At 38.3% G+C, this 24,924-nt stretch carries 23 protein-coding genes and 1 riboswitch; of the genes, 11 read left to right on the top strand and 12 right to left on the bottom strand.

Translation table 11 applies throughout. The features are described from left to right. Positions 1-9 precede the first annotated feature (9 nt). Positions 10-438, bottom strand: coding sequence for a hypothetical protein (locus tag WAO84_RS04570; RefSeq protein ID WP_340063904.1), 429 nt, complete (start codon positions 436-438; stop codon positions 10-12). After that, positions 425-934 (bottom strand): RNA polymerase sigma factor, encoded by a 510-nt coding sequence (locus tag WAO84_RS04565; protein WP_340063902.1) that lies wholly within the window; start codon positions 932-934, stop codon positions 425-427. The genes WAO84_RS04570 and WAO84_RS04565 overlap by 14 nt, the downstream gene beginning before the upstream one ends. Before the next feature lie 139 nt (positions 935-1,073). Here WAO84_RS04565 and WAO84_RS04560 point away from each other — a divergent pair, with 139 nt between their 5' ends. Next, positions 1,074-2,522: a S41 family peptidase gene (locus tag WAO84_RS04560; RefSeq protein WP_340063901.1), complete on the top strand. Its 1,449-nt coding sequence runs from the start codon at positions 1,074-1,076 to the stop codon at positions 2,520-2,522. Positions 2,523-2,572: 50 nt separating this feature from the next. Here the strand turns inward: WAO84_RS04560 and WAO84_RS04555 are convergent, their stop codons facing one another. Continuing rightward, positions 2,573-4,426 carry a TonB-dependent receptor plug domain-containing protein gene (locus tag WAO84_RS04555; RefSeq protein WP_340063899.1) on the bottom strand — a complete coding sequence of 618 codons (1,854 nt, stop codon included), beginning with the start codon at positions 4,424-4,426 and terminating at the stop codon, positions 2,573-2,575. 71 nt (positions 4,427-4,497) lie between these two features. After that, positions 4,498-4,713: riboswitch (cobalamin riboswitch) on the bottom strand. Between the two features lie 205 nt (positions 4,714-4,918). Here WAO84_RS04555 and WAO84_RS04550 point away from each other — a divergent pair. The 4 genes from WAO84_RS04550 (at position 4,919) to WAO84_RS04535 (ending at position 9,340) form a co-directional block, all read left to right on the top strand. After that, positions 4,919-6,082, top strand: coding sequence for an ABC transporter substrate-binding protein (locus WAO84_RS04550; RefSeq protein WP_340063898.1), 1,164 nt, complete (start codon positions 4,919-4,921; stop codon positions 6,080-6,082). After that, positions 6,083-7,114: a FecCD family ABC transporter permease gene (locus WAO84_RS04545; RefSeq protein WP_340063896.1), complete on the top strand. Its 1,032-nt coding sequence runs from the start codon at positions 6,083-6,085 to the stop codon at positions 7,112-7,114. 15 nt (positions 7,115-7,129) lie between these two features. Beyond that, entirely contained in the window at positions 7,130-7,924 is a 795-nt protein-coding gene (locus WAO84_RS04540) for an ABC transporter ATP-binding protein (protein WP_340063980.1), read from the top strand. A 78-nt stretch (positions 7,925-8,002) separates the two neighbouring features. Next, the gene (locus WAO84_RS04535; protein ID WP_340063895.1) at positions 8,003-9,340 is read left to right on the top strand and encodes a DNA recombination protein RmuC; all 1,338 of its coding nucleotides are present in this window, start codon (positions 8,003-8,005) and stop codon (positions 9,338-9,340) included. On the opposite strand, the gene WAO84_RS04530 is transcribed toward WAO84_RS04535, so the two are convergent. The 3 genes from WAO84_RS04530 to rpmH form a co-directional block, all read right to left on the bottom strand. Beyond that, positions 9,335-9,712, bottom strand: a complete 378-nt coding sequence (locus WAO84_RS04530; protein WP_340063893.1) for a T9SS type A sorting domain-containing protein — start codon at positions 9,710-9,712, stop codon at positions 9,335-9,337. The two genes, WAO84_RS04535 and WAO84_RS04530, sit on opposite strands and share 6 nt — an antisense overlap. Before the next feature lie 175 nt (positions 9,713-9,887). Further along, positions 9,888-12,743 carry a carbamoyl-phosphate synthase large subunit gene (carB, locus tag WAO84_RS04525; protein WP_340063892.1) on the bottom strand — a complete coding sequence of 952 codons (2,856 nt, stop codon included), beginning with the start codon at positions 12,741-12,743 and terminating at the stop codon, positions 9,888-9,890. 104 nt (positions 12,744-12,847) lie between these two features. Then, complete coding sequence (gene rpmH / locus WAO84_RS04520) at positions 12,848-13,006, bottom strand: 50S ribosomal protein L34 (protein ID WP_340063891.1); 159 nt, start codon at positions 13,004-13,006, stop codon at positions 12,848-12,850. Positions 13,007-13,174: 168 nt separating this feature from the next. Here rpmH and WAO84_RS04515 point away from each other — a divergent pair, with 168 nt between their 5' ends. Further along, positions 13,175-14,053, top strand: coding sequence for a DUF6263 family protein (locus WAO84_RS04515; protein ID WP_340063890.1), 879 nt, complete (start codon positions 13,175-13,177; stop codon positions 14,051-14,053). Between the two features lie 2 nt (positions 14,054-14,055). Further along, positions 14,056-14,571, top strand: coding sequence for a tetratricopeptide repeat protein (locus WAO84_RS04510; RefSeq protein WP_340063889.1), 516 nt, complete (start codon positions 14,056-14,058; stop codon positions 14,569-14,571). A gap of 26 nt (positions 14,572-14,597) precedes the next feature. On the opposite strand, the gene cls is transcribed toward WAO84_RS04510, so the two are convergent. Genes cls through WAO84_RS04495 form a run of 3 tightly spaced genes read right to left on the bottom strand, consistent with a single transcriptional unit; the run spans position 14,598 to position 17,697 of the window. After that, positions 14,598-16,046 carry a cardiolipin synthase gene (cls, locus tag WAO84_RS04505; RefSeq protein ID WP_340063888.1) on the bottom strand — a complete coding sequence of 483 codons (1,449 nt, stop codon included), beginning with the start codon at positions 16,044-16,046 and terminating at the stop codon, positions 14,598-14,600. Beyond that, positions 16,043-16,990, bottom strand: coding sequence for a lytic transglycosylase domain-containing protein (locus tag WAO84_RS04500; RefSeq protein WP_340063886.1), 948 nt, complete (start codon positions 16,988-16,990; stop codon positions 16,043-16,045). Before WAO84_RS04500 ends, cls begins: the two co-directional genes overlap by 4 nt. A gap of 41 nt (positions 16,991-17,031) precedes the next feature. After that, a complete protein-coding gene (locus WAO84_RS04495) occupies positions 17,032-17,697 on the bottom strand; it encodes an alpha/beta hydrolase (RefSeq protein ID WP_340063885.1) in 666 nt (221 codons plus the stop codon). A gap of 208 nt (positions 17,698-17,905) precedes the next feature. On the opposite strand from WAO84_RS04495, the gene WAO84_RS04490 reads away from it, so the two are divergent. After that, positions 17,906-18,205, top strand: a complete 300-nt coding sequence (locus tag WAO84_RS04490; protein ID WP_340063883.1) for a GNAT family N-acetyltransferase — start codon at positions 17,906-17,908, stop codon at positions 18,203-18,205. Between the two features lie 84 nt (positions 18,206-18,289). Here WAO84_RS04490 and mtaB read toward each other — a convergent pair whose 3' ends face one another. The 3 genes from mtaB to WAO84_RS04475 all read right to left on the bottom strand — a co-directional run bounded on the left by mtaB (position 18,290) and on the right by WAO84_RS04475 (position 21,435). Continuing rightward, positions 18,290-19,627 (bottom strand): tRNA (N(6)-L-threonylcarbamoyladenosine(37)-C(2))-methylthiotransferase MtaB, encoded by a 1,338-nt coding sequence (mtaB, locus tag WAO84_RS04485; protein ID WP_340063881.1) that lies wholly within the window; start codon positions 19,625-19,627, stop codon positions 18,290-18,292. Positions 19,628-19,847: 220 nt separating this feature from the next. Further along, positions 19,848-21,023 (bottom strand): GlmU family protein, encoded by a 1,176-nt coding sequence (locus tag WAO84_RS04480; RefSeq protein WP_340063880.1) that lies wholly within the window; start codon positions 21,021-21,023, stop codon positions 19,848-19,850. 160 nt (positions 21,024-21,183) lie between these two features. Then, positions 21,184-21,435, bottom strand: a complete 252-nt coding sequence (locus WAO84_RS04475; RefSeq protein WP_340063879.1) for a type B 50S ribosomal protein L31 — start codon at positions 21,433-21,435, stop codon at positions 21,184-21,186. Positions 21,436-21,610: 175 nt separating this feature from the next. Here WAO84_RS04475 and WAO84_RS04470 point away from each other — a divergent pair, with 175 nt between their 5' ends. The 3 genes from WAO84_RS04470 (at position 21,611) to WAO84_RS04460 (ending at position 24,918) form a co-directional block, all read left to right on the top strand. After that, positions 21,611-22,138, top strand: a complete 528-nt coding sequence (locus tag WAO84_RS04470; protein ID WP_340063878.1) for a DUF4199 domain-containing protein — start codon at positions 21,611-21,613, stop codon at positions 22,136-22,138. 33 nt (positions 22,139-22,171) lie between these two features. Beyond that, positions 22,172-23,122, top strand: coding sequence for a glycosyltransferase family 2 protein (locus WAO84_RS04465; protein WP_340063877.1), 951 nt, complete (start codon positions 22,172-22,174; stop codon positions 23,120-23,122). A 77-nt stretch (positions 23,123-23,199) separates the two neighbouring features. Next, a complete protein-coding gene (locus tag WAO84_RS04460) occupies positions 23,200-24,918 on the top strand; it encodes a phospho-sugar mutase (protein ID WP_340063876.1) in 1,719 nt (572 codons plus the stop codon). The last annotated feature ends 6 nt before the right edge of the window (positions 24,919-24,924 follow it).

The raw sequence follows: 24,924 nt of genomic DNA, 5'->3' as shown, positions 1-24,924 counted from the left end.
ATCTTTTTTTTAATCGTTAATTAAAATTTTACTTTTTGTATTTGTAAACTCATTGAGATATCCCATTTTCTTAGTACCTCTGTCAAGGTTTTGGGCAATTAACTCAAACGCTTTTTGGGTTTCCTGGTAGGCCATTTCTATTTCTTGTTTATCGCTATACCAGTTGCCAAAATAAATACCAAATGCAAGAACCGCTACTGCTGCCACAGAAATCCACCTATATATTATTATATTTACTTGAGGTTTTAATGGAACGGGTCTGGTAGAACGCTCTTGTCTGGCTATTGAAAAAGACTGGAACATAGGTATATACTCTTCGAGGTGAGGTGCTACATCATCCCCGGAAAAGTAAGCCTGTAATTCCTTCTCCTCAGCCACGGTGGTCGTAGCTTCAAAGTACTTTTCTAACAATTTTTCTATAGTATTAACTAACTCCATAGTTATGTTTTTTTATCAATTCTTCTCTCACGGTTTTTCGGGCTCTCGACAGTGCTACTCGTACTGCGGTAGGGTTCATTTCCAGCATTTTTGCTATTTCATCAAATTCATACTGTTCAATATCTCTTAATTGTAGTACCAGTTTTTGTTGCTCCGGAAGGTTTTTCATGATCCGGTTCATCCACTGTACACTATCTTCTGCTTCTAACTGCTTTTGCAAAGAAACCTGTTCATCTTTATAATTACTGTGAACCAGTTTAAGGTTTGATGCCTGTTTTGACTTTAAACGATCCAGACAATAGTTCTTGGTCATCGTCATGGTAAAGGCTTCTACATTTTTGTATTTGCCTATTCCCTCTTTGTTGGTCCATAACTTCAAAAGTATTTCCTGGGTGGCATCTTCTGCTTCTTCTACAGAAACCAACAATCGTTTAGCTAATCGAAAAACCTTGTCCTTAAACGGTATTACTATCTTTAAAAATTCAGACTGTTTCATCTTTGGTCGGTTAGCAACACTTCTTAGGGTGTTATACAAGGAAGACGAACTACTCTCCTTTTTGTTACAAAAAGTTTTATATTCATAATACTATTTAGTAATTTGGTGCTTTAGTTGCTATGATATTAAACCATTTTTTATGAAAAAAGTCTTTCTTTTATTAGCCGGTTTCATGCTGGTTTTTGCTTCCTGCTCCGATAATGATGATGACGTTATTGCCGTATCAGGTGATCTAGAGGTACAGGATTTTATCTGGAAAAGTATGAATTACTGGTATCTCTGGCAAGAAGATGTTGAGGATCTGGCAGATGACCGTTTTCGTAATAATGACGAGTATGAATCCTTTCTTTCCCGTTTTAGCAGCCCCCAAAGTCTCTTTTTTAACCTCTGTAACCAACATATAAATGTGGTAGGAGAATCTGCGGCAATTGATCGTTTTAGTTTTATCACAGATGATTATGTGGAACTCCTCAATTCACAACAGGGGGTTTTCAAATCTAACGGGGTTGAGTTTGGACTGGGCCGTATTACCGGAACTACCAACGTATTTGGGTATGTGAGGTACATTATTCCCGGTTCTGATGCTGCTACCAAAAATATTCAAAGAGGAGATGCTTTTACAGGTGTGGATGGCCAGACACTTACGCTTGACAATTATGTCAATCTTCTTTTTGGGTCTAATGACACCTACACCTTAAATATGGCCGATATAAGCGGAGGTGTTATTACACCCAATAGCAGGGAAGTATCCCTCACCAAACAGGAGCTTACGGAAAATCCGGTGTTAATAAGTACCCATTTTGATGTAAACGGTACTAAAATAGGGTATGTTATGTATAACGCGTTTACCTCTAATTTTGATGACGAACTTAATGACGCATTCGGGCAGCTTAAAAGTGCAAGAGTAACCGAACTGGTGCTCGATCTTCGCTATAACCCGGGCGGCTCTGTAAATTCATCAGCAGCTCTGGCAAGTATGATAACCGGACAGTTTAATGGAGACCTTTTTCTTAAAGGTGTTTGGAACAGCAATGTTCAGAACAGAGTTGCCAGAAATACTGAGTTTCCCAGCCAGGTGAACGGTAGTGCCATTAACAGCCTTAACCTTACTAAAGTCTATATTTTGGCATTAAACAGTAGTGCTTCTGCCAGCGAACTGGTTATTAACGGTCTGGAACCGCATATAAATGTAATTCACATTGGGGATGTTACCACAGGTAAAAATGAGTTCTCTATTACTTTATTTGATGCGCCTAATGCAGATTTAAGATACAGGCCGAGGAATTTTAACGAAATTAACCCTAATCATACCTATGCGGTACAGCCTTTAGTAGGGCGCAATGAAAACTCCATAGGAGACTCTGATTACACATCAGGTTTGGTTCCTGATATAGAGCTTAAAGAAGATCTTTCAAACCTGGGGGTTTTAGGTTCTCAGAACGAGCCTCTTCTGGCAAGGGCCATTCAGGAAATAACAGGTACTATTAGCAGAAGCCTTATTAGTACGCCAGTAATACCCATAAAAGAGATCACTAATTCCAAAATGTTTAAACCTACAAAAGATAATATGTATATTGAGTTGAATTAACATTAGTATTTATATTTGAAAAAGGGCCGCTTGCAGCGGCCCTTTTTAGTTTAAAGCGTAAGTGAAAATCCTATACGTACATTTCTTCCACGGGTCATAAAACCGGCTACTTCGAGGTAATCTTCATTAAGTAGATTATTAACATTCGCAAATACTTTCATTTTTTTGTTCATAAACATATGACTTACATAAAAATCTACGATAGAAAAAGAATCGAGATCTACCTCATTGAGGTCTAGTCGTTCATCAGTAAACTGATAATTAACCGACACTAACATGTCTTCAGACACATCGTATGCTAAGCTGGCATTGGCCTTGTGTTTAGGAATTCGCAGTGCGATACGGTCCTTAGATTCTGTAAATGTGTAATTGGCACTAAATGAAACTTTATTGATAGGTTGTGCCTCCAGTTCCAGTTCCAGACCCTGTACGGTAAAATCCTGGTCTAAATTTTGATAGATCCCTTCAAACGGATCAACATTTAAGGTTACAAAGTCTATAAAGTTTTCTTCAAAGCGGTTAAAAAAAACACCACTTATTCTAAGATTGCTATTATTACGGTATTCGACACCTCCCTCCAGCGTTCGGTTTTCTTCCGGTTCTAGGTCAGGATTTGGTCCAAAACGCCCAAAAAGCTGTGTCAATGTAGGGGTAATATAAGAAGTACTAAACGAACCCAAAATTTTGAGATAGTCATCGTTTAATTTAAATACATACGATGGGTTTAGATTGTAGGTAAAATGGCTTCCGTATTCACTATGATTGTTCATGCGCATACCTGCATTCATGTTTAATCCGAAATCAGATACCCAAACTGCATTTACATAAGGGTCTGTTATGGAAAAATCGGTATCGGTTTCAAAAACTGCTTTGTTATTGATATGGTTAACCCCTATAATGGTGTAGAATTTATCGTTAAATGTATATTTATTGTAAAGGTCTATCACATAGTTCTCTGCATCAAGCTCTGTAGTAATACCTGAGGTAATGTCCCTTTGTATCCTATTGTAAGCAGCATTTAGTACCAAACTACCGTTTTTATATGTAAAAGAGGGGCTAGCGGTAAAACGTACCTGCTCACTTCTCGATTCAAAAGGAGCATCTTCCAGAGGAAAAGAATTATCAAATGCCGCATTGTACTTATCGTAGTTACCGGAAATAGTAAGGTTGAACTGCTCTGTAAAACGATATCCCAGTTTAAGGATACCATTGATCTTTGAGAAAGGATCACGCTCAAAACTATCTTCATCTATGACAGCGGAAAGGCCGTCTGTATATTGTTGAGAAAATCCGGCTACATACGACAATTCACCGGCGGAGCCTCGTAAAGTCAGTGCGTTGGAAAAATCGGCAGGATTGTATGCATCCTCTTTCTGAGACTGATTTGTCCCTACTGATGATTGTATGAAGGCTTCTATAGGTTTATCTCCAGACTTTTTAGTCGTTATGTTAATAACGGCTGTTGCTGCATTGTTTCCATACAGGGTACTTGCAGCTCCTTTTACGATCTCTACAGAAGCTATTTGCGAAATATCTATAAGCCTCAGATCATAAGCTCCTGTAATAGACGAAGGGTCTGATACCTGAATACCGTCTATAATCACAAGCACTTGCCGGTTATTACCACCACGCACAAACGTACTTATGTTTTGACCTGCATTACTTCGGCTTCCGTTTACCTCAAATCCGCTTTTTGCATTAATGATCTCTGCCAGGGTTTTTCCCTGGTTTTTTTCCAGTTCTTCTTCTGAAATGGTAATTACCATTTTACCGGAGTTTTCACGTTTTAATTCGAACCGAGAATCTGTCACCACTACTTCTTCCAGTTGTTGTGGCGTTTGTTGTGCCTTAGCTGCCAATACGAACATAGCTAATGACACAAAAGAAATACATCTTTTATTCATGTTAGTTTAAATAAAAGGGAAAAAAAGTATGTAGCTTACCCATACCTAAACTTTTATCCCGAAAGTTTGACAATAGTTAATTGATAAAGGCAGGTCTCCTGGCTTGCGTCTTGCTAACGGCCTTCCCATTCTGCACTAAATGCAGAACAGTGGCTAAAAGAGAGTTAGCAAGCATTCGTTTCAGAACAAAGCTTACAGTTGCGGGAACAGCTCCGGTTTTTCACCGAATTCCCTTTTAATTGACATCTCCTGAAGGGACACATCAAACCTTAAATCGGAGATAAATATACTATCTTTTTATTTCTGATTATGACTTCTTTCTTAAAATATGCACAGGATACAGATATGAACAGTTTACTTAAATGTTTTACGCGCAAAACTTTACTAACAATATATGGGGAGTATGATCCGGGAAATACTGCTTTTTAGGTATATCTTTACTTTCAAATATTAATGGTAATTTTGGAAGTTGACTATTGAAGCCTAGAACATATGAAAACCTATTACTTTTTCTTTATCCTGTTATTGCTGGCAAATTGTAAAAAAAATACGGAGCATCCATCGGAAAATCAACGTATCCCTGATACTCCAAAACCCAGTACTACCCTATCCCAGATCTCCCATGCAAAAGGTTTTACGGTAGAAAAACAGGGGGCTATCACTGTAATTTCAGTCTCTTCTCCCTGGAATGAAAGTGAAGAAACGTTTACATATGCGCTTATTGATAAAACAGAGATGGCATTTACCACATTACCCGCAGATCAATATGATGCTATTATCGGGGTGCCCGTAGAAAAGGTGGTAGTTACCTCTACTACTCATATTCCTGTACTGGAAATGCTGGGTGTTGAACATACACTTACCGCGTTCCCCAATACTGAATTTATTTCCTCACAGAAAACAAGAAAGCTAATTGAAAAAGGCCAGATAAAAGAACTGGGGAAAAATGAAACTATAAATACCGAAGTTCTTTTAGATCTGCAACCGGAAGTAGTGGTAGGTTTTTCGATAGATAACAGAAATAAAGCCTATGAAACTATTAGAAAGTCTAATATCCCTGTAGTTTACAATGGTGACTGGACCGAACAAACTCCTTTGGGTAAAGCCGAATGGATAAAATTCTTTGCCCCTTTTTTTAAAAAGGAAAAAGAAGCAGACAGTATTTTTTCTTCTATCGAAAAAGAATATGAAAATGCAAAAAAAATGGTACAATCGGCTTCAAATAAACCCACTGTACTGGCAGGTGCCATGTACAAAGATGTCTGGTACCTGCCTGCCGGAAACAGCTGGGCGGCTCAATTTCTAAAAGATGCCAATGCGGCTTATTTATGGGAAGATACAGAAGGTACAGGCAGTCTTTCTCTCAATTTTGAAAATGTATTGGAAAAAGGGCAAAAAGCCGATTTCTGGATAGGTCCCTCTCAGTTTGTTTCATATAAAGAAATAGAGGAAGCCAACCAACACTATATGAAATTTAAGGCTTTTAAGGACCGTAAGGTGTTTACATTTTCGCTTACACGCGGTCCTACAGGAGGGGTTTTATATTATGAACTGGCTCCTAACCGGCCTGATATTGTCTTAAAAGATCTTATCCATATTATACACCCCGGGATCTTACCAGATCACCAACCTTATTTTTTAAAACCACTTGAGTAGTTGAAACCCGTACGCTCATATAGAAGTTATTTTTTAATAATGGGTGCCATACTGGTACTCTCCCTTTTAGTTAACATTAGTCTGGGTTCTGTACAAATACCAATAAAAGATATCCTGCTAATTCTCACCGGCGACCCTCCATTTAAGGAATCATGGAGTTATATTATTTTTAACTATCGGTTACCCAAAGCAGTTACAGCACTGGTAACGGGAAGTGCTCTCTCCATAAGCGGCCTGCTTATGCAAACCTTATTCAGAAATCCGCTTGCCGGCCCTTTTGTTCTTGGTATTAGCTCAGGTGCAAGTTTAGGGGTCGCTATTTTAGTTTTCGGGGCTTCTCTATTTACAGGCTCCCTTGCAGGTATGGCAAACAGTACACTTTCTTTTGCTATAGCCGCCAGTTTGGGTAGTTTTCTGGTGCTTCTTGCCGTTGTAGGCGTAGCTGCCCGTGTAAGAGATACTATGGCAATCCTTATTATAGGACTTATGTTTGGCAGCATTACCACCGCTATCGTTAGTGTGCTGTCCTTTTTTAGCGATATGCAAAAACTTCAGCAATACGTATTCTGGTCTTTTGGAAGCCTGGGCAACTTAAGCTGGAACCAGCTAGCAGTTTTTGTTCTTATCTTCCTTATAGGCACAGTATTGTCTGTTGGTGCCTTAAAATCATTAAATGCATTGTTGCTAGGTGAAAACTATGCAGCCAGTATGGGGCTTAATGTAAAGAAATCCAGATATCTTATTATTATAGCCACCAGCTTACTTGCAGGAAGCGTTACCGCTTTTGCCGGGCCTATTGCTTTTATAGGCCTCGCCGTACCTCACCTCACTCGTTTGGTGGTTATTACCCAAAACCATAAAGTTTTAATGCCCGCAGTAGCATTGTCTGGTGCAATAATTATGTTAATTTGCGATACTATTGCACAATTACCTGCTTCTGAGTACACATTACCCATTAATGCGATTACTTCTATGATAGGAGCGCCGGTAGTAATATGGCTTCTGGTAAAAAGGAAGAGAATGTTATTCTAATTCAAAACAATTTTTATCACAACGAAAAAAAAACATACCGTCCTTGCTGTTAAAGACCTCTCTATTGGCTATCGAAGTAAAAAAAGCATGTCTGTAATAGAGAAAAACATCTCTTTTTCACTTTCCACAGGAGAACTGGCTGCAGTTACAGGACCTAACGGAATTGGTAAATCTACTTTACTCAGAACCCTGGCTGGCATACAGCCGGCATTGTCTGGTGACATATTTTTACACAAAACACGCTTAGAGCAATATACCTCTTCCGGACTGGCCTCCAAACTAAGCCTGGTATTAACCGAACAACCTCCTTCCCGCAACCTGACGGTTGGAGAGGTTGTAGCATTAGGAAGACATCCCTATACAAACTGGATGGGGACGTTAACCTCTTCAGATTCTGAGAAAATAAAAGAATCTCTCCAACTTGTGAATATTCATTCACTTCAACATAAAAAGTGTTTTGAACTGAGTGACGGCCAGCTACAAAAGGTCATGATTGCCCGTGCACTGGCCCAGGACACCCCATTAATCATACTTGATGAGCCTACAACACATTTGGATATTTACCACAAGGCTTATATTCTGAAACTATTAAAACATATAGCCCATGAAACGGGAAAAACCATACTCTTTTCTTCTCACGAAATAGAATTGGCCATACAATTGTGTGATTATATGCTGGTGATGCAAGATTCGGGCACTGCTTTTGGCGAACCGTGTGAACTTATAGAGAACGGCTGTTTTACATCACTTTTTCCCGAAGATCTCATAAAATTTGATAAAAATACAGGCAGCTTCAGGATACAGAAATAATGACTTCTCCACAAAACACCTTTATAAAGAGACATCGTTTGGTAAAATCTTATCTTTGACATATTAAACAATGATCTAATGCCTGAATATCTCGTTTTTATACTCATAGCTTTAATTTGTGTATTTCTGGGAACCTTATTAGGAACGTATATACAAAACCTGCGAACGCGATCCAGAGAAAGTACACTTCTGGAAAGAGAGAACCAGCTCACGAATACAGTATCTGATTTGAGGGGCCAAATAGACATTCTTATTGATGAAAAAGAAGAGATACGTAAGGAGAAAGATCTGTTACATATTGAAATTACCCGGCGCAATGCGGAGTTTGAAAACCTCAGGTCCCGACATGATGAGCAAAAAGAAGAAGTAACCAGGCTTCAGGAAAAATTTACCAAAGAATTTGAGAACCTGGCCAACAAAATTCTGGATGAAAAATCTACCAAGTTTACTCTTCAGAATAGAGAAAACATAAAAAACCTTTTGAGCCCGCTACAGGAACGCATACAACTTTTTGAAAAAAAGGTGGAAGCTACCCACAAAGAGAGTATTGACTATCACGCGGCATTACGGCAGCAAATTCTTGGACTCAAAGAACTCAACGAGCAAATGAGCCGGGAAGCCCTGAACCTAACCAGAGCCTTGAAAGGCGATAGTAAAATGCAGGGAAACTGGGGGGAGCTTGTTCTGGAAAGGGTACTGGAAAAATCAGGACTCGAGAAAGACAGAGAATATGAGGTACAACAATCATTTACCCGGGATGACGGCACCCGTGTTATGCCTGATGTTATTATTCACCTTCCTGACGGAAAAAAGATGATCATTGATGCCAAAGTATCGCTCACGGCCTATGAACGCTATGTAAATACGGAAAACGAAGAACAGGCCCTGTTCCTCAAGGAACATGTAAATTCTATAAAAAGGCATATTGAGCAACTTTCAGCAAAAAAATATGAAGACCTTTATGAGATGGAAAGTCCTGACTTTGTGCTTATGTTCATCCCTATAGAGCCTGCATTTGCTATTGCAATTAACCAGGATAATACACTTTATAACAAAGCGTTTGAAAAAAATATTGTTATTGTGACCCCTTCTACTCTTCTGGCTACTTTACGAACAATAGACACGATGTGGAACAATGAAAAACAACAGCGAAATGCTATTGAAATTGCCCGTCAGGCAGGAGCATTGTATGATAAATTTGAAGGTTTTATTTCAGATCTCACAAAAGTAGGCAAGAAAATGGATGAAGCCAAAAATGAATATAAAGGCGCTATGAGCAAGCTTTTTGAGGGAAGAGGAAATATCATAACCTCTATCGAAAAACTCAAAAAGATGGGCGCTAAAGCTAAAAAATCATTGCCGGACACCGTACTAAAAAGAGCTGCACACGAAGATACAGAAGAAAACTCTTTATAATTTCACAAATTTGCCCAGGGCAATCTCATAATCTGAAATGATCTTGATAATATAAGTACCACTGCGCAGCATAGAAACGTCTATTATATTATTGGCCTCCAGATTGTGTTCTAACAAAGGAAAACCGGCTATATCTTTAATTTTAACGAGCATATAACGACCCGGAAAGGGTTTTTTGATACTTATAAAATCAGTAGCTATAGTTGGGTATATATCAGACGAATCCAGTTTGGTAACGGGTAAATCGTTCCACATAGAAACCGAAGTATCTTCATTCATAGGCGGTGGTGGTTGTATAGGCTGTTGCGCATTTGCAACCAGCGTGCCTAAGAAAAATAAAGATACTATACTAAAAAGTAGATTTCTTTTCATATACAATCATTTATTGCTAAATTACGGAATAACAATGAATTATATCGTTAACAAAAGACTAAAAGTAACTTTTTACACCCTGAAAAAATGAAAAGCCTGCACGCATGCACAGGCTTTATTTTTAAGATTTCTAATTCAATACTAAAGGTAATCGTAATACCAACAAAATTTATGGTTATTTACTTAGATACATCTTTCGTCTTGAATACAGATTGTAAAAATCATCATCTTTAAGGCTATCTATAAAAAGAATACTCTCTCCGGTACTTTTCATTTCCGGACCGAGATTTTTATCTACATTGGGGAACTTATTAAATGAAAATACGGGTTGTTTGATCGCGTAACCCTCTAGCTGAGGATTAAAGTTAAAATCAGATAACTTTTTATGTCCCAACATCACTTTTGTGGCATAATTTACATACGGCTCTTTATAAGCTTTGGCTATGAAAGGCACAGTACGGGATGCTCTGGGGTTTGCTTCAATAATATACACCATATCATCTTTAATGGCAAACTGAATATTGATGAGCCCTACGGTATTAAGAGCAAGTGCGATTTTTCGGGTATGATCTTTAATTTGCTGGAGCACAAACTCCCCTAAATTGAATGGTGGTAAAGTGGCATTAGAATCTCCCGAATGTATCCCGCAGGGTTCAATGTGCTCCATGATCCCAATAATATATACATCTTCTCCGTCACAAATAGCGTCTGCCTCAGCCTCAATGGCTCCGTCCAGATAGTGGTCCAGTAACAGTTTGTTATTGGGTATTTTCCTGAGCAGATCCACTACATGTTCTTCCAGTTCTTCTTCATTGATCACAATTTTCATACCCTGCCCGCCCAAAACGTAAGAAGGTCTTACCAGGAGAGGAAAATCGAGTTCTTTAGCAAGTTCTAAAGCCTGATCTGCAGTTTCGGCTACACCAAACCGGGGATAGGGAATATTATTTTCTTTGAGTAGTGTTGAAAAGCTACCTCTGTCTTCTGCTAGGTCAAGAGATTCAAAACTGGTACCTATAATATTGATACCGTATTTATTGAGCTTTTCAGCCAGTTTAAGAGCGGTTTGCCCCCCCAACTGCACGATAACTCCTTCTGGCTTTTCGTGATTTATTATATCGTAAATATGTTCCCAGAACACAGGTTCAAAATACAGCTTATCAGCCGTGTCAAAATCGGTAGAAACGGTTTCGGGATTACAGTTAATCATAATGGTTTCATAACCACACTCGGCGGCGGCAAGTACACCGTGTACACAGCAATAGTCAAATTCTATTCCCTGCCCAATCCTGTTAGGTCCTGACCCCAATACTACAATTTTTTTTCGGTTGGTTACTTCACTTTCATTATGGGTATAGGTCTCGCCTGTTTCGGCATTCTTAATCACATCTTCAAAAGTAGAGTAATAATAAGGGGTATGGGCTTTAAATTCGGCCGCACAGGTATCTACCAGTTTATATACTCTTTGTATTCCCAGTGCTGCTCTTCTTTTGTAAACCTCACTTTCCCAGCAGCCTAGCATATGTGCAATTTGCCGGTCGGCAAAACCTTTTTGCTTTGCTTCCAGAATAAGGTTTTTGGGAATACTTTCTATTTGGTAGGTACTTATTTCTTTCTCGAGATGATGTAGCTCTTCATATTGTTTCAGGAACCACATATCGATTTTGGTGATGTCATGTATTCTGCTAAGGGGTATCCCTATCTGTATCGCATCATAAATTACAAACACTCTGTCCCAACTGGCATATGTGAGTTTATCGATTATCTGATCGTAATTTGTATAGCCTTTTCCATCTGCTCCCAGACCATTTCGTTTGATCTCTAGTGATTGGGTAGCTTTGTGAAGTGCCTCCTGAAATGAACGGCCAATTCCCATAACTTCTCCTACCGATTTCATTTGAAGCCCCAGCGTACGGTCTGCTCCTTCAAACTTATCAAAATTCCAACGAGGAATTTTAACTATTACATAATCCAGTGTGGGTTCAAACAGAGCAGAAGTAGATTGTGTAATCTGGTTATCCAGTTCATCCAGGGTATAACCAATGGCAAGCTTTGTAGCTATTTTAGCAATAGGATACCCGGAGGCTTTTGAGGCCAAAGCAGATGACCGGGACACTCTGGGATTGATCTCTATGGCAATAATATCTTCTTTCTCATCGGGACTCACGGCAAACTGAACATTACACCCTCCGGCAAAATCTCCTATACTACGCATCATTTTTATGGCCATATCACGCATGCGCTGATAAGCCGTATCTGAAAGGGTCATGGCCGGAGCTACAGTTATAGAGTCTCCCGTATGTATTCCCATAGGGTCCATATTCTCAATGGTACATATAATAACTACGTTATCATTCTTGTCCCGTAACAACTCCAGTTCATACTCTTTCCATCCTAAAAGTGCCTTATCAATGAGTACTTCATGTATGGGAGATGCTTCGAGTCCGCGGGTGAGTAGCTTCTCAAAATCCTCTTTACTATGTACGAAAGATGCACCTGTACCTCCCAACGTAAATGAAGGGCGAATTACCAGTGGAAATCCAAATTCCTGAGCTATTTCTTTCCCTTTTAAAAAAGAGGTCGCTATTTTGGCAGGAGCTACCGGTATGTCTATTGTTTTGAGCAGTTCTTTGAACTTTTCCCGATCCTCGGTGATATGGATAGCATCAATATCTACTCCTATAATTTCAACTCCAAAATCTTCCCATATCCCCTTTTCATCGGCTTCGATGCAAAGGTTAAGTGCGGTTTGCCCTCCCATGGTTGGAAGTACTGCATCTATGGTTGGATGTTTTTTAAGAATTTCAATAATAGATCGGGTAGTGAGAGGTTTTAAATATACATGATCGGCCATGGACGGGTCGGTCATAATCGTGGCTGGATTGCTGTTAATAAGGATGGTTTCAATACCATCTTCACGCAAAGACCTTAAAGATTGAGAACCCGAATAATCAAATTCGCAAGCCTGACCTATGATGATGGGACCGGAACCAATAATTAAAATGGAGTTGAGATCTTTTCTTTTGGGCATTTCAATGAGAGATATTTATATATGAGTTAGCTATTTTTTACCATACAAAAAAGGTGTTACCTGCAAAAGTAACACCTTTTATATTTTGATAATTAGTACAATCATTACTTTTTATGTCTAGGCTCTGAAGAAACCGATAATTTCTTTCTGCCTTTCGCTCTTCTTCTGGCAAGCACTTTTCTTCCATTAACCGATGCCATTCTTTCCCTAAAACCGTGCTTGTTTCTTCGTTTTCTTCTGGATGGTTGATATGTTCTTTTCATTATTCAGTATCTTAAAATAAACGCTTAAATATTGTTACTTCCTGGCACGAGATTCCTTTACAAAAGTGCGGCGCAAATATACGAAGAGTTTTTACACTCACAAACCGAATTATAAAAATATTTACATTTGTTTTTATTACCTTTGCACCCTTTATATAGGTAACTTTTATGAAATTTTCAAGACTTGGACTGCTGTTGCTGGCAACCTCTTTCTTTTATGCGGCAAATGCCCAGGTCTCATTGCGTTATAACCTGAAAAAAGGTGATGTTTTTTTTGTACAACAACACGTAGTTCAGGAAATTGCCCAGGAAATTGACAGCCTTGACCAAACGATTACCAGTGATGTCAAAGGGATCTTAAAATTCTCGGTGCAAAAGGTATTTCAGGACACCTATGAATTACAGGTAATTTTTACTGATTTTAACATCCATCTATATTCTAACCTCATGGGTGACCTAGTACATTTTGAAGCATTGGCAGAGACTGATGAGGATACTATGTACAAACCTCTTTTGAAATATCCTTTGCTAATAACGCTTCAAAAAAACGGCACCATTACCGAGGTTAAAGGGTGTGAAGAACTTATTGAGCATATGTTGCAAAAAGCTTCTATAGAAGACGAGTTTACCCGTGAACTTATGCGGGCTGCTCTTGAAAATGAATTCGGGGCCAAAGCCCTTTCTCAAAGCTATGAGCAAATGACCTATTTTTATCCTGATAAAGATGTCAAACTCAATGAAAGCTGGCTCACCTATTCTTCAGGTAATTTTAAAGCAGAAAACACTTGGAAACTTACGGGGTTAAACCCGCAAACAGCCATGATGCAGGGATATGGTAAAGTAAACATTCACACCCATCAAAACGGGGTTGATATGGCACTTAACGGAGAACAAAAAGTCTGGCTTAAGGTAAACCCTTATAATGGCTTTTTAAAAGAGCTCATTATTGAAGGAACTGCCAAAGGACATTCAAAATTTGATGAGAACGGAGCTTTTAAAATCCCCACAACCATAAAATCCAGAATAACCTATAATCTTATCCAATAAGTATGTTTCATAAGAATATTAAACTCATTATAGCCACAATTATTTTAGGTACCGCGGTATGGCAATTTATAGAAGGATCTATTGGCAACGGTATTTTTCTCGTTTTACTGGCCGGTATTTTTGTTTTTCTGTATTTCAGAAATGAACTGATTCTTCTCGCATTTTTGAGAATGCGAAAACAGGATTTTGAGGGTACACAAAAATGGCTGAACAGAATTAAGAACCCTGAGACTTCCCTTATCAAAAAGCAACAGGGCTATTATTACTATCTTCACGGAATTATGTCTTCTCAAAAAAATCTCACGGAAGCAGAAAAGTACTTTAAAAAAGCGCTTAAGCTGGGGCTTTCTATGAGTTACGATGTTGCTATGGCTAAATTGAGCCTTGCAGGAATCGCTATGCAAAAAAGAAGAAAAAGAGAAGCTACCAATTTACTTAATGAAGCAAAAAAACTGGATAAACAAAAAATGCTATCCGATCAGATCAAGATGATGCAACAACAAATGAAAAAGATATAAACCTTTTTTGTTTTCTAGGGTTACCACTACAGCAAAGGAGCCCACAAGCGACAAAATCCTTCTTTTAACTGTTGTACTATTCCGCGATTATTCCATTCTTCAAGTGTTATCTGCCTGCTGTTGGTTAAATCTTCATTGAAAGACTCAAGTACTTTGGCAGTAAATTCTTCATCGTAGATAAGTGCATTGATCTCGAAGTTAATATTGAAACTTCTGTTATCCATATTTGCGCTCCCTATGGTACTAAAAACATCATCTACGAGCATCACTTTGGCGTGAATGAACCCTTTGGTATAGAGATATACTTGTACACCTGCTTCCAGTAATGGTTTTACAAAGGCATAGGTAGCATATTTTGCGCCCCAGGAATCTGATTCTTCGGGAATAATGAGTTTTATTTCGATACCACTTCTTGCCCCGGCTACCAGAGCCATGATGATCTCATCATTAGGAATAAAATAAGGCGTACATATATACACATACTTTTGTGCGGTATTAATAGCGGTAAAAGTAGCTTCCATAATACTGGCCCAATCCGTATCCGGCCCACAGGCGGCGATCTGTACAGCTGTTTTTTCCGATACGGGGCTTGAATTAAAAAAATACGATTCTACATTAATATCGTAAGGTGTTACAAAGTCCCAGTGTAGCATAAAATGAAGTTGCAATACACTTACTGATTCTCCCTCCAGCCGTAAATGTGTATCTCTCCAATACATATTGTTTTCACTATTCACATAACGGTCTGAGATGTTAATGCCTCCCATATACCCTATTTTACCGTCTATTACAACTATTTTACGATGGTTACGATGATTGAGTTTACTAGTAAATTTTGGGAAATATACCGGCATGAACGGGTGAAATTCCACACCGCTGCGTCTTAGCTTCCTTCTGCTTTTGGCAGATACTCTGCTCCCTACATAATCATAGCTTAGCCGCACTTCTACACCTTCCTCTGCTTTGCTGCATAAAAGGTCTATTAACTGGGAGCCAATAGTATCGTCTTCAAGTATGTAGTATTCTACATGAATGGTTTGGGTAGCTTTGGTTATATCTTCAAACAAACGCTGAAATTTATGGTTTCCGTTAATAAGAAGCTCTACTTTATTTTTAAATGTTAAAGGGGATAATTTGTTTCTTTTTAACAGCCTTATGAGTTTTATTTTGTCACTCAAAGGTCCTTTTTCTAATCGTGCTTTATTATGATTGAATTTGGTTTCCCAGAGTTTAATATCGGTCTGGTTTAGTACATTTTTCCTTTTGAATAGCTTGTTTTTGCGATATTCCTGCCCGAAAAAATAATAAAAAATCACTCCCATAAATGGAAATACGATAAGCACTATAAGATATGATAGTGTTTTGGTAGGGTTCAAATTACCCAATAGTACGGTTATTGCCGCAATAATGGCTATTAGATAATTAAGAATAATAAGGAATTGCCAGAGATAATCTCGTGCAAGCTCCCATGTCATTTGGTGATTGTTTTATAATGTCCTTTTTGCGGTAATTCTATCACGTATTTTTTACGCGAATTGTTTACTAAAAAGGCTTCCCGTAACCAGGGGTTGTGTATTTTGAGTATTTTGTAATTGATACCGTGCTTTTTAGAAAAGTCAGCGAAATTTGCTACTGCTTCATCGATCTCCAATTCATATGTAGGTATCCATTGGTAATAATCTTCTTTTTCCAGTTTGAAGCCGTATTTATCAGGATCTGAAAGAATTTCTTTTAAAGCCAGTATTCTAAAAACATATCTCCCGGTCTCTTCTCCCAGTAGCAGATCATAATAATTGTTTACTTTTTGACGTCCCTGCTGGTTCAGCACTCCTGCTCTTCCGGCATTGTACGCAGCAGCGGCTAACGTCCAGCTACCGAAACGTTCTTTAGCCTGTTTAAGATATTCGCAGGCGGCTTCTGTTGATTTTTTAAGGTGGTATCGCTCATCTACGTTTTCGTTTACTTCTAAACCATGCTCCCTGGCGGTTGCTTTCATCAACTGCCAGAAACCGGTAGCACCGGCAGGGGAAACTACATTTTGCAAACCACTTTCTGCCACGGCCAGATATTTAAAATCTTCGGGAATGCCATTTGCTTTAAGAATGGGCTCAATGACGGGAAAATATTTTTTTGAACGCTTAATAAGCAATAATGCGTTAGATTGCCAATAAGTATTGACCAGCAGTTCTTTATCGAGTCGCTCTTTAATATCGGGTTCTTCAACAGGTACTTTTTCTCCTGCAAAATGAATATCTTTAGGAATGGGAATCGCAGAAATACTGTAAGGATCATTCTTATTTTCGGTGTCTGCCACAGAGGTTACGCCAGTGCCCTCTTCTCCCGGTAATACTGCGTTAATAAGTAGCGCTGCCGTAAAAAGCAGGCCTATCCACATAAAACCATTCTTTACTTTTCCCATAATTACATATTTTTCACTATAAATATACTAAATAACGCTTTTCAATCAGTTAAAATTATTTGAGGAAGATGTTCATTAAACCATTTATACCTGTTAATGATCATAATATGAGTGCCATCCGGTACTTTAATGTAGTTTTTAATGTGTATGGAAGGGAATACCGCATCTTTATCGCCGTGAATATGAATAACATTATTTGGAGGTTTTTCCTGGGACCAGTGTACAATTTGATCTATAGACCAGTCTAAATAGTATTTATCTCTTATCGAAAGGTACTTCTCATAAAGCTCTAACCTTTTAGATACTACTTCTCCAAACGCATATTTGGAAAGCAATTCTACATTATTAACGAGTCCTGTAGGTAATAACTTATGTACTTTGGTATAACGGGCAAAGATCATTCGCCTGGGTAATTCATACTTGGTTTTAACGCTGGAGATAACGATCACTTTTCGTACAAGTAAGTGTTTTGATATTTCCTGTACCAGGATACCACCAAAAGAAACCCCCACCAACACAGGGTTTGCATGTCTGATGTCCTGAGCCATGCGAATAGCGTACTCACTTAAACTTTCCCTTTTATAAGGAACTTTCCAGGTTAACAAATGAATTTCAAAAGTATGGTCTGGCAATTGTATGTGTTCAAAAATAGAAGAGTTTGCCGCCATTCCGGGCATAAAATACACATGAATTTTTTTTTCTTTCATAGCCCGCTTTAACAATTGTAAAAGAGGAAGTTATAATATTTTTTTGTAAATTTGCATTATCAAAAATATGAATTTCTTCTACATTTTATAGAATTCAACATTATTAAATCATGAAAAATATTGTTATCAGGCAGAAGAGTTGACCTAAAATAGGTTACTGTTTGATGATCAAAGCATTTAACTTTTAAAATTCAACGTTTTACAGCTTATGACGACAATCGAATTACAGATTCAGGACAACACTTTTTTGAGACAGTTTGAAACCAAGGTAGGGAATTATTTGGCAAAAATTGAGTATTCATTACAGGAGCGTAAAATTTTCTTGACAAAACTCATCATTCCGGAAGAAATAAGAGACGATGAATTCAGAGAATCTTTTATCAAAGCAGTACTACATCACATAGAAGAAAATAATCTTCGTGTAGTTCCTACCAGTCCCCAGATTGCCAGCTTTTTAAGACGTAATAAACAATACAAAGAATTACTTCCGGTAGGTATTAGGATCTGATCTTATTGAATCTCAATACACAAGCAAAAAACAACCTCCTTTACCGGAGGTTATTTTTTATTAGGTGTATGGTACCAATTGATGCTATGAAGCCAGGATAGCCTCTTCTACAAAATCAAAACGAACCAATCCGTCTTCATCAATATCTGTTAGTTTCACTACATGAAGTGTATTTACTAAATCGGGATTCCAGGGAGCCTTTACTTTTACATAATTATCTGTAAAACCATGTATATACCCTTTTTTGTTTTCACCTTCAAACAGAACGGTTCTTTCACTGCCCAACTGGCTTTCGTAAAAAGCTCTGCGCTTTTTAACGGAGAGCCCTCTAAGCATTTTACTTCTCTTGGATCTTACCTGGCCGGGTACCACCCCATCCATCTCAACCGCCAGAGTATTATCCCGCTCAGAATAGGTAAACACATGCAAATAGGCAATATCCAATTCATTAAGAAATTGATACGTTTCCAGAAAATGCTCATCAGTTTCTCCGGGAAACCCAACAATCACATCTACTCCAATACAGGCATGGGGCATTACTTTTTTTATTCGTGTAACACGATCTTCGTAGAGCTCCCTAAGATACCTTCGGCGCATACGTTTTAAAACAGCATTGCTCCCACTTTGCAACGGAATATGGAAATGAGGCACAAAACACCTGCTGGAAGCCACAAAATCAATCGTCTCATTCTTAAGAAGGTTTGGCTCGATGGAAGAAATGCGTAATCGCTCTATTCCTTTTACATTATCCAGCGCACGCACCAGCTCGTAAAAAGTATGTTCGTGCTTCTTATTCCCAAATTCTCCTTTACCATAATCCCCTATATTGACTCCGGTAAGTACTATTTCTTTTATACCTTTTTCTGATATTTCCCCGGCATTTTTCAAAACATTCTCCAGGGTATCGCTTCGGGATATTCCTCTTGCTAAGGGGATGGTACAATAGGTACATTTGTAATCGCAACCATCCTGTACTTTCAGGAAAGCACGTGTTCGGTCTCCAAAAGAATAGCTTCCCACGTAAAAATCGGCTTCTGCTATTTCACATGAATGTACTTCTCCAAACTCATTTTTTGAAAGATCATTTACATAATCGGTCAATTTAAACTTTTCTGTAGCACCCAATACCAGATCAACCCCATCTACCGAGGCCAGTTCTTCTGGTTTTAATTGTGCATAGCAGCCTACTGCAGCTATAAAAGCTTTTGGGTTAGCAGATAATGCTTTACGCACTATCTGTTTGAATTGTTTATCTGCATTTTCTGTTACCGAACAGGTATTGATCACATAGATATCTGCCCGGGAGGTAAAATCTACCCTGTCAAAACCTTCATTTTCAAAATTTCTGGCAATGGTAGAGGTTTCTGAAAAGTTAAGTTTACAACCCAACGTATAAAAAGCAACTTTTTTCTTTAACTCCATATAACTGTACTAACCCAAAAAATTAAATTAATTAATCATTAATATCTTAACAAGATACAACCGGATAGGGCGTTGGTAAAAACGGGCACAAATATACTTACAAAATTTGGGATGTTAAAACCGTATAAGGTCTATACGGCTGCCACAAGCTTCTATTTATCAAATAATTAAAACCGCTAAAACCCGGAGGCTCATAAACGTGTCTAAATAAATACATTTTTTACTCTCTGCGCCATTTACGGGTATGCTCAAAAATATGGGTTAAGATATGTTCATCTACTTCGGTAAATTCCTGATCACGACGTTTCATTACTGCCCTGGCTACCTCAAAGGCTTTTTTGGTTTGGTAAGTAGTTGTTTTAGAAGCACCACCCCAGGTAAAGCTGGGAATAAAGTTCCTGGGAAAACCGCTGCCAAAAATATTGGCATTTACTCCTACCACGGTACCGGTATTGAACATAGTGTTGATAGCACATTTACTGTGATCTCCCATCATAAGACCACAAAACTGGAGACCTGTTCGTACGTAGCTTTCGGTTTCATAACTCCAAAGACGTACCTGAGAATAATCGTTTTTGAGATTGGAAGTATTACTATCTGCCCCGAGATTACACCACTCTCCTATTACAGAGTTCCCCAAATACCCATCATGTGCCTTATTGCTGTTTCCAAAAAGTATTGAGTTGGTGATCTCCCCACCGGCTTTGCAATAAGGCCCAATGGTGGTGGGCCCGTATATTTTTGCTCCCATCTTAAGCGTAGCTCCTTCTCCAAGTGAAAAAGGCCCTCTTATTAAACACCCCTCCATAACTGTGGCATTCCTGCCTATATAAACCGGTCCTGAAGAAGCATTGATCATGGCAAAACTTAAAGAAGCGCCTTCTTCTATAAAAACATTTTCGGGTGCGATTATCTGAACGGTATCGGGAGCAGGTATTTGTTTTCGGGTCTTATGAAGCCACTGGTAATCAATATTTATAGCGTCTCCGTTTTTTCTGAAAATATCCCATGGGTATTCAATTCTGAAAACGGGACCTGTATATGATATACACTTCTCTTTGTTAAATGCACCGTCAGGCATAGGTTTATCACTACAATAGGCTAACAACTCATCTTTGTAGAAAACTGCTTCATGGGTCTTTAACTTAGAAACTACCGCTACCAGTTCTTTATCGGGTAAAAAAGATGCATTAATAAAAATCGTATCTTGTTTTACTACTAAAGGGTACTTTTCGGCAAGATAGTCTTCTGTTAATGTAAACGTTTTTGTTTTTAGAAAAAGTTCCCACTTTTCTCTAATTGTGAATATTCCAACACGAATATCAGCTACCGGCCTTGTATGTGTAAAGGGAAGTAGCGCATTATGAGCAGCCCCATCAAAAAGCACGTAGTTCATTACAGATATTTTTTGTAAAGATACTTATTTGAGTAACTGAAAAACATCCCGTTCGTTCAATTGAAAAAAAATAGCGTTAAAAGGGTTCTAGAATTGTATTTAGCTCATAAAAAAAGCCTCTGTTAACAGAGGCTTCACTATATTTTTTTAGATCAAAATACTACTTTTTGAATTTAGCATATTTGTTCTTAAACTTATCTATTCTACCGGCAGTATCCACAAGTTTCGATTTTCCTGTATAATAGGGATGAGAAGATCTTGAAATTTCCAGTTTAATCAAAGGATACTCTACTCCTTCTACTTCAATAGTTTCTTTTGTATCTGCAGTAGACTTGGTAATGAACACGTCTTCATTAGACATGTCTTTGAATGCTACTAATCTATAATTTTCCGGATGTATTCCCTTTTTCATTACTATCTTAAATTATAACTGCCATGAATTTTGAGAATGCAAATTTAACCATATTTTACAAATAACCAACTTTTAACGATCAAAAAAAGATCAATTTAAAAGATTCTTCGAGATGCCTGTAACAAAACCTTGAAAATACATACTAAATTTACAAATCAAACTATATTTTACTCTAATGGAAGAAAAAAAACCAACAACCGGAAAATTTGCTCTTACTTTTGGTATTATACTTGGTATAGTCAGTATAATATTCAATGTAATCCTTTACATGATGGACCTCCAGTTTCAGGGAGGAATTGCCTTATTGATCATTAATTCGATAATTATGCTGGCTATCATCATTTTGGGAATGAGGCAGTTTAAAAAAGAAAATGGCGGGTTCATGAGTTTTGGAGAAGCAATTAAAATAGGACTCGGTATTGCCTTAATAGCTGGAATATTAGGTATTATTTACCAGCAATTACTCATTCACGTGATCGACCCTGAATACATGCAAAAAGCGATGGATTATCAACGCTCACTCATGGCAGAGAACCCTAAAATGACCCCCGAGTTAATCGATCAGCAAATTGAAATGCAGCAAAAATTCAGTAAACCGTGGATACAAATGGCTTTTGCACTGGTAGGAAGTTTGTTCTTTGGCTTTATACTCTCACTCTTCCCTGCATTAGCTATGAAAAAAACTGAGCAGAATGATTACTAATTTGTATTTTTGGGATCATTTTGAGATATATACATGTACCTATCAGTAGTAATACCACTACTTAACGAACAAGAATCCCTGAAAGAATTATACCATTGGACGGCAGATGTCCTGCAATCCAATGGTTTTTCTTATGAAATTATCTTTATAGATGACGGCAGTACCGATAACTCATGGGATACCATTGTATCACTTAGTAAAAAAGATCCCGGTGTAAAGGGCATTCAGTTCCTGAGAAACTTTGGGAAATCGCAGGCTCTGCATGCGGGCTTTGCGGCTGCACAGGGTGATATCATTATCACTATGGATGCCGATCTTCAGGATAATCCTGAAGAAATTCCTGAATTGTGCGCTCTCATTACACAAAATAAGTACGATCTGGTATCGGGGTGGAAAAAGAAACGATACGACTCAGTAGTTACCAAAAACTTACCTTCAAAATTATTTAACTGGGCCGCGAGAAAAACATCCGGACTCAAGCTTCACGATTTTAATTGCGGACTCAAAGCTTACAGAAAGGAAGTAGTAAAAACCATTGACGTATATGGTGAAATGCATCGCTATATACCTGTATTGGCAAAAAATGCAGGTTTTGGAAAGATTGCAGAAAAAGTGGTAAAGCACCAGTCTCGTAAATATGGTAAAACCAAATTTGGGGCCGAACGTTTTTTACATGGGTTTCTGGACTTAATTACTATCTGGTTTCTGTCCAGTTTTGGCAAAAGACCCATGCATCTTTTTGGAGCTTTGGGCGTACTCATGTTTTTTATAGGTTTTTGTTTTGCCGGTTATCTCGGTATTGATAAACTATTTCTTAATCCTCAAGGAAGACTTCTTACACAAAGACCTCAATTTTATATTGCACTGGTTACTATGATCATAGGAACCCAATTTTTCCTGGCAGGGTTTTTAGGAGAAATTATTTTGCGCAACAACCGAAAACAAAAACAATACACTATTTCTAAAAGTGTCAATATATCATAACCTTAAAATTACCTGGTTTTTAAATGTTAAAATGCTCGCAATCTTTGTAACTTTATATCAATTAAAATTATACTCTAATGACCGCTGAGACAGCTTTAGAAAAAGCCCGATTATGGCTTACCGATACTTTTGACCATACTACCCAAAAACAGGTGCAGGCTCTTATTGATTCTGATCCTGAAGGTCTTAAAGAATCCTTTTATAAAAACCTGGATTTCGGTACCGGAGGTATGCGTGGCATTATGGGGGTAGGAACCAATAGGATTAACAAATACACCCTGGGAAAAAATACTCAGGGCCTCAGCAACTATCTTAGAAAAACATATCCCGAAACAGACCTGAAAGTAGTGATCGCTTATGATTGCAGGCACAACAGCCAGGAACTGGCTAAAGTGGTGGCAGATGTTTTTTCGGCCAATGGGATACATACATTTCTTTTTTCAGAGCTCAGGCCCACTCCTGAACTTTCGTTTGCCGTAAAACACCTCAATTGTCATTGTGGAATTGTACTCACTGCCTCTCATAATCCGCCTGAGTATAACGGATACAAAGTGTACTGGACCGATGGGGGCCAGTTGGTACCCCCACAGGATCAGGAGATCATTACAGAAATAGAGAACCTCTCTTTTGATCAGGTTCGGTTTAATGCAAATAAGGACCTTATTCAATTGGTTGATGAGGATATCGATCGTGCCTTTATTCAAGCCTCTGTAAAAAACGGAAGCTTTCATGCGCCGGGAAAAGATGATTTTCAAATTGTTTTCACCTCTTTACACGGTACTTCTATTACCATTTTACCTAAAGTTCTTGAAGAGGCCGGTTATAAAAATGTACATATTGTTGAAGAGCAATCTGTTCCCGATGGCGATTTCCCAACAGTAGCATCGCCCAACCCTGAAGAACCTGCCGCATTAAAAATGGCTATGGAAAAAGCGGATGTACTCAATGCCGATATGGTAATTGGTACCGATCCCGACAGTGACCGTTTAGGAATTGCAGTACGTGATACCTATGGTAAAATGATACTGCTTAACGGTAACCAGACTATGGTAATTATGACACGCTTTCTCTTAGATCACTGGAAAAAGAAAGGGTTACAGGGCAACGAGTTTATAGGGTCAACCATTGTATCGACCCCTATGATGCAGGCACTTGCCGATGCCTACGGGGTTGAATGTAAAGTAGGGCTCACCGGATTTAAATGGATCGCAAAAATGATCCTGGATCATCCGCAACAACAGTTTATTGGTGGCGGAGAAGAAAGTTTTGGCTTTATGGTGGGAGACTTTGTGAGAGATAAAGATGCTATTACTGCCTCTTTGCTCGCCTGTGAAATTGCAACAGCCGCCAAAGCCGCCGGCAGTTCCCTCTATCAGGAACTCATTGAAAGCTATGTACAATTTGGCTTTTATAAAGAACGCTTAATTTCATTAACCAAAAAAGGTATTAGCGGCGTAGAGACCATTAACCGTATGATGACAGAACTACGTGAGAATCCGCTCCTTGAAATATGCGGCTCTAAAGTAATACGTATAGATGACTATAAGACATCGGTAAGCCGGGACCTCCTTGCAAATAAGCAGAACCCTATTATCATTCCCAAATCCAATGTACTTATCTATCACACAGAAGACGGGAGTCGTATTGCTGCCAGGCCCAGTGGTACAGAACCAAAAATAAAATTTTATTTCAGCGTGAATACAGTTCTGGATAGTGCCAAAAACTTTGAAAAAACCGATGCACTCTTAGAAACCAAAATAGATGCCATTATTAAAGAAATGAATCTTTATGAGTAAACGTCA

This window comes from Ascidiimonas aurantiaca (assembly GCF_037646345.1).
Lineage (GTDB): Bacteria > Bacteroidota > Bacteroidia > Flavobacteriales > Flavobacteriaceae > Ascidiimonas > Ascidiimonas aurantiaca.
This window is presented reverse-complemented; position numbering and strand designations above follow the sequence as displayed.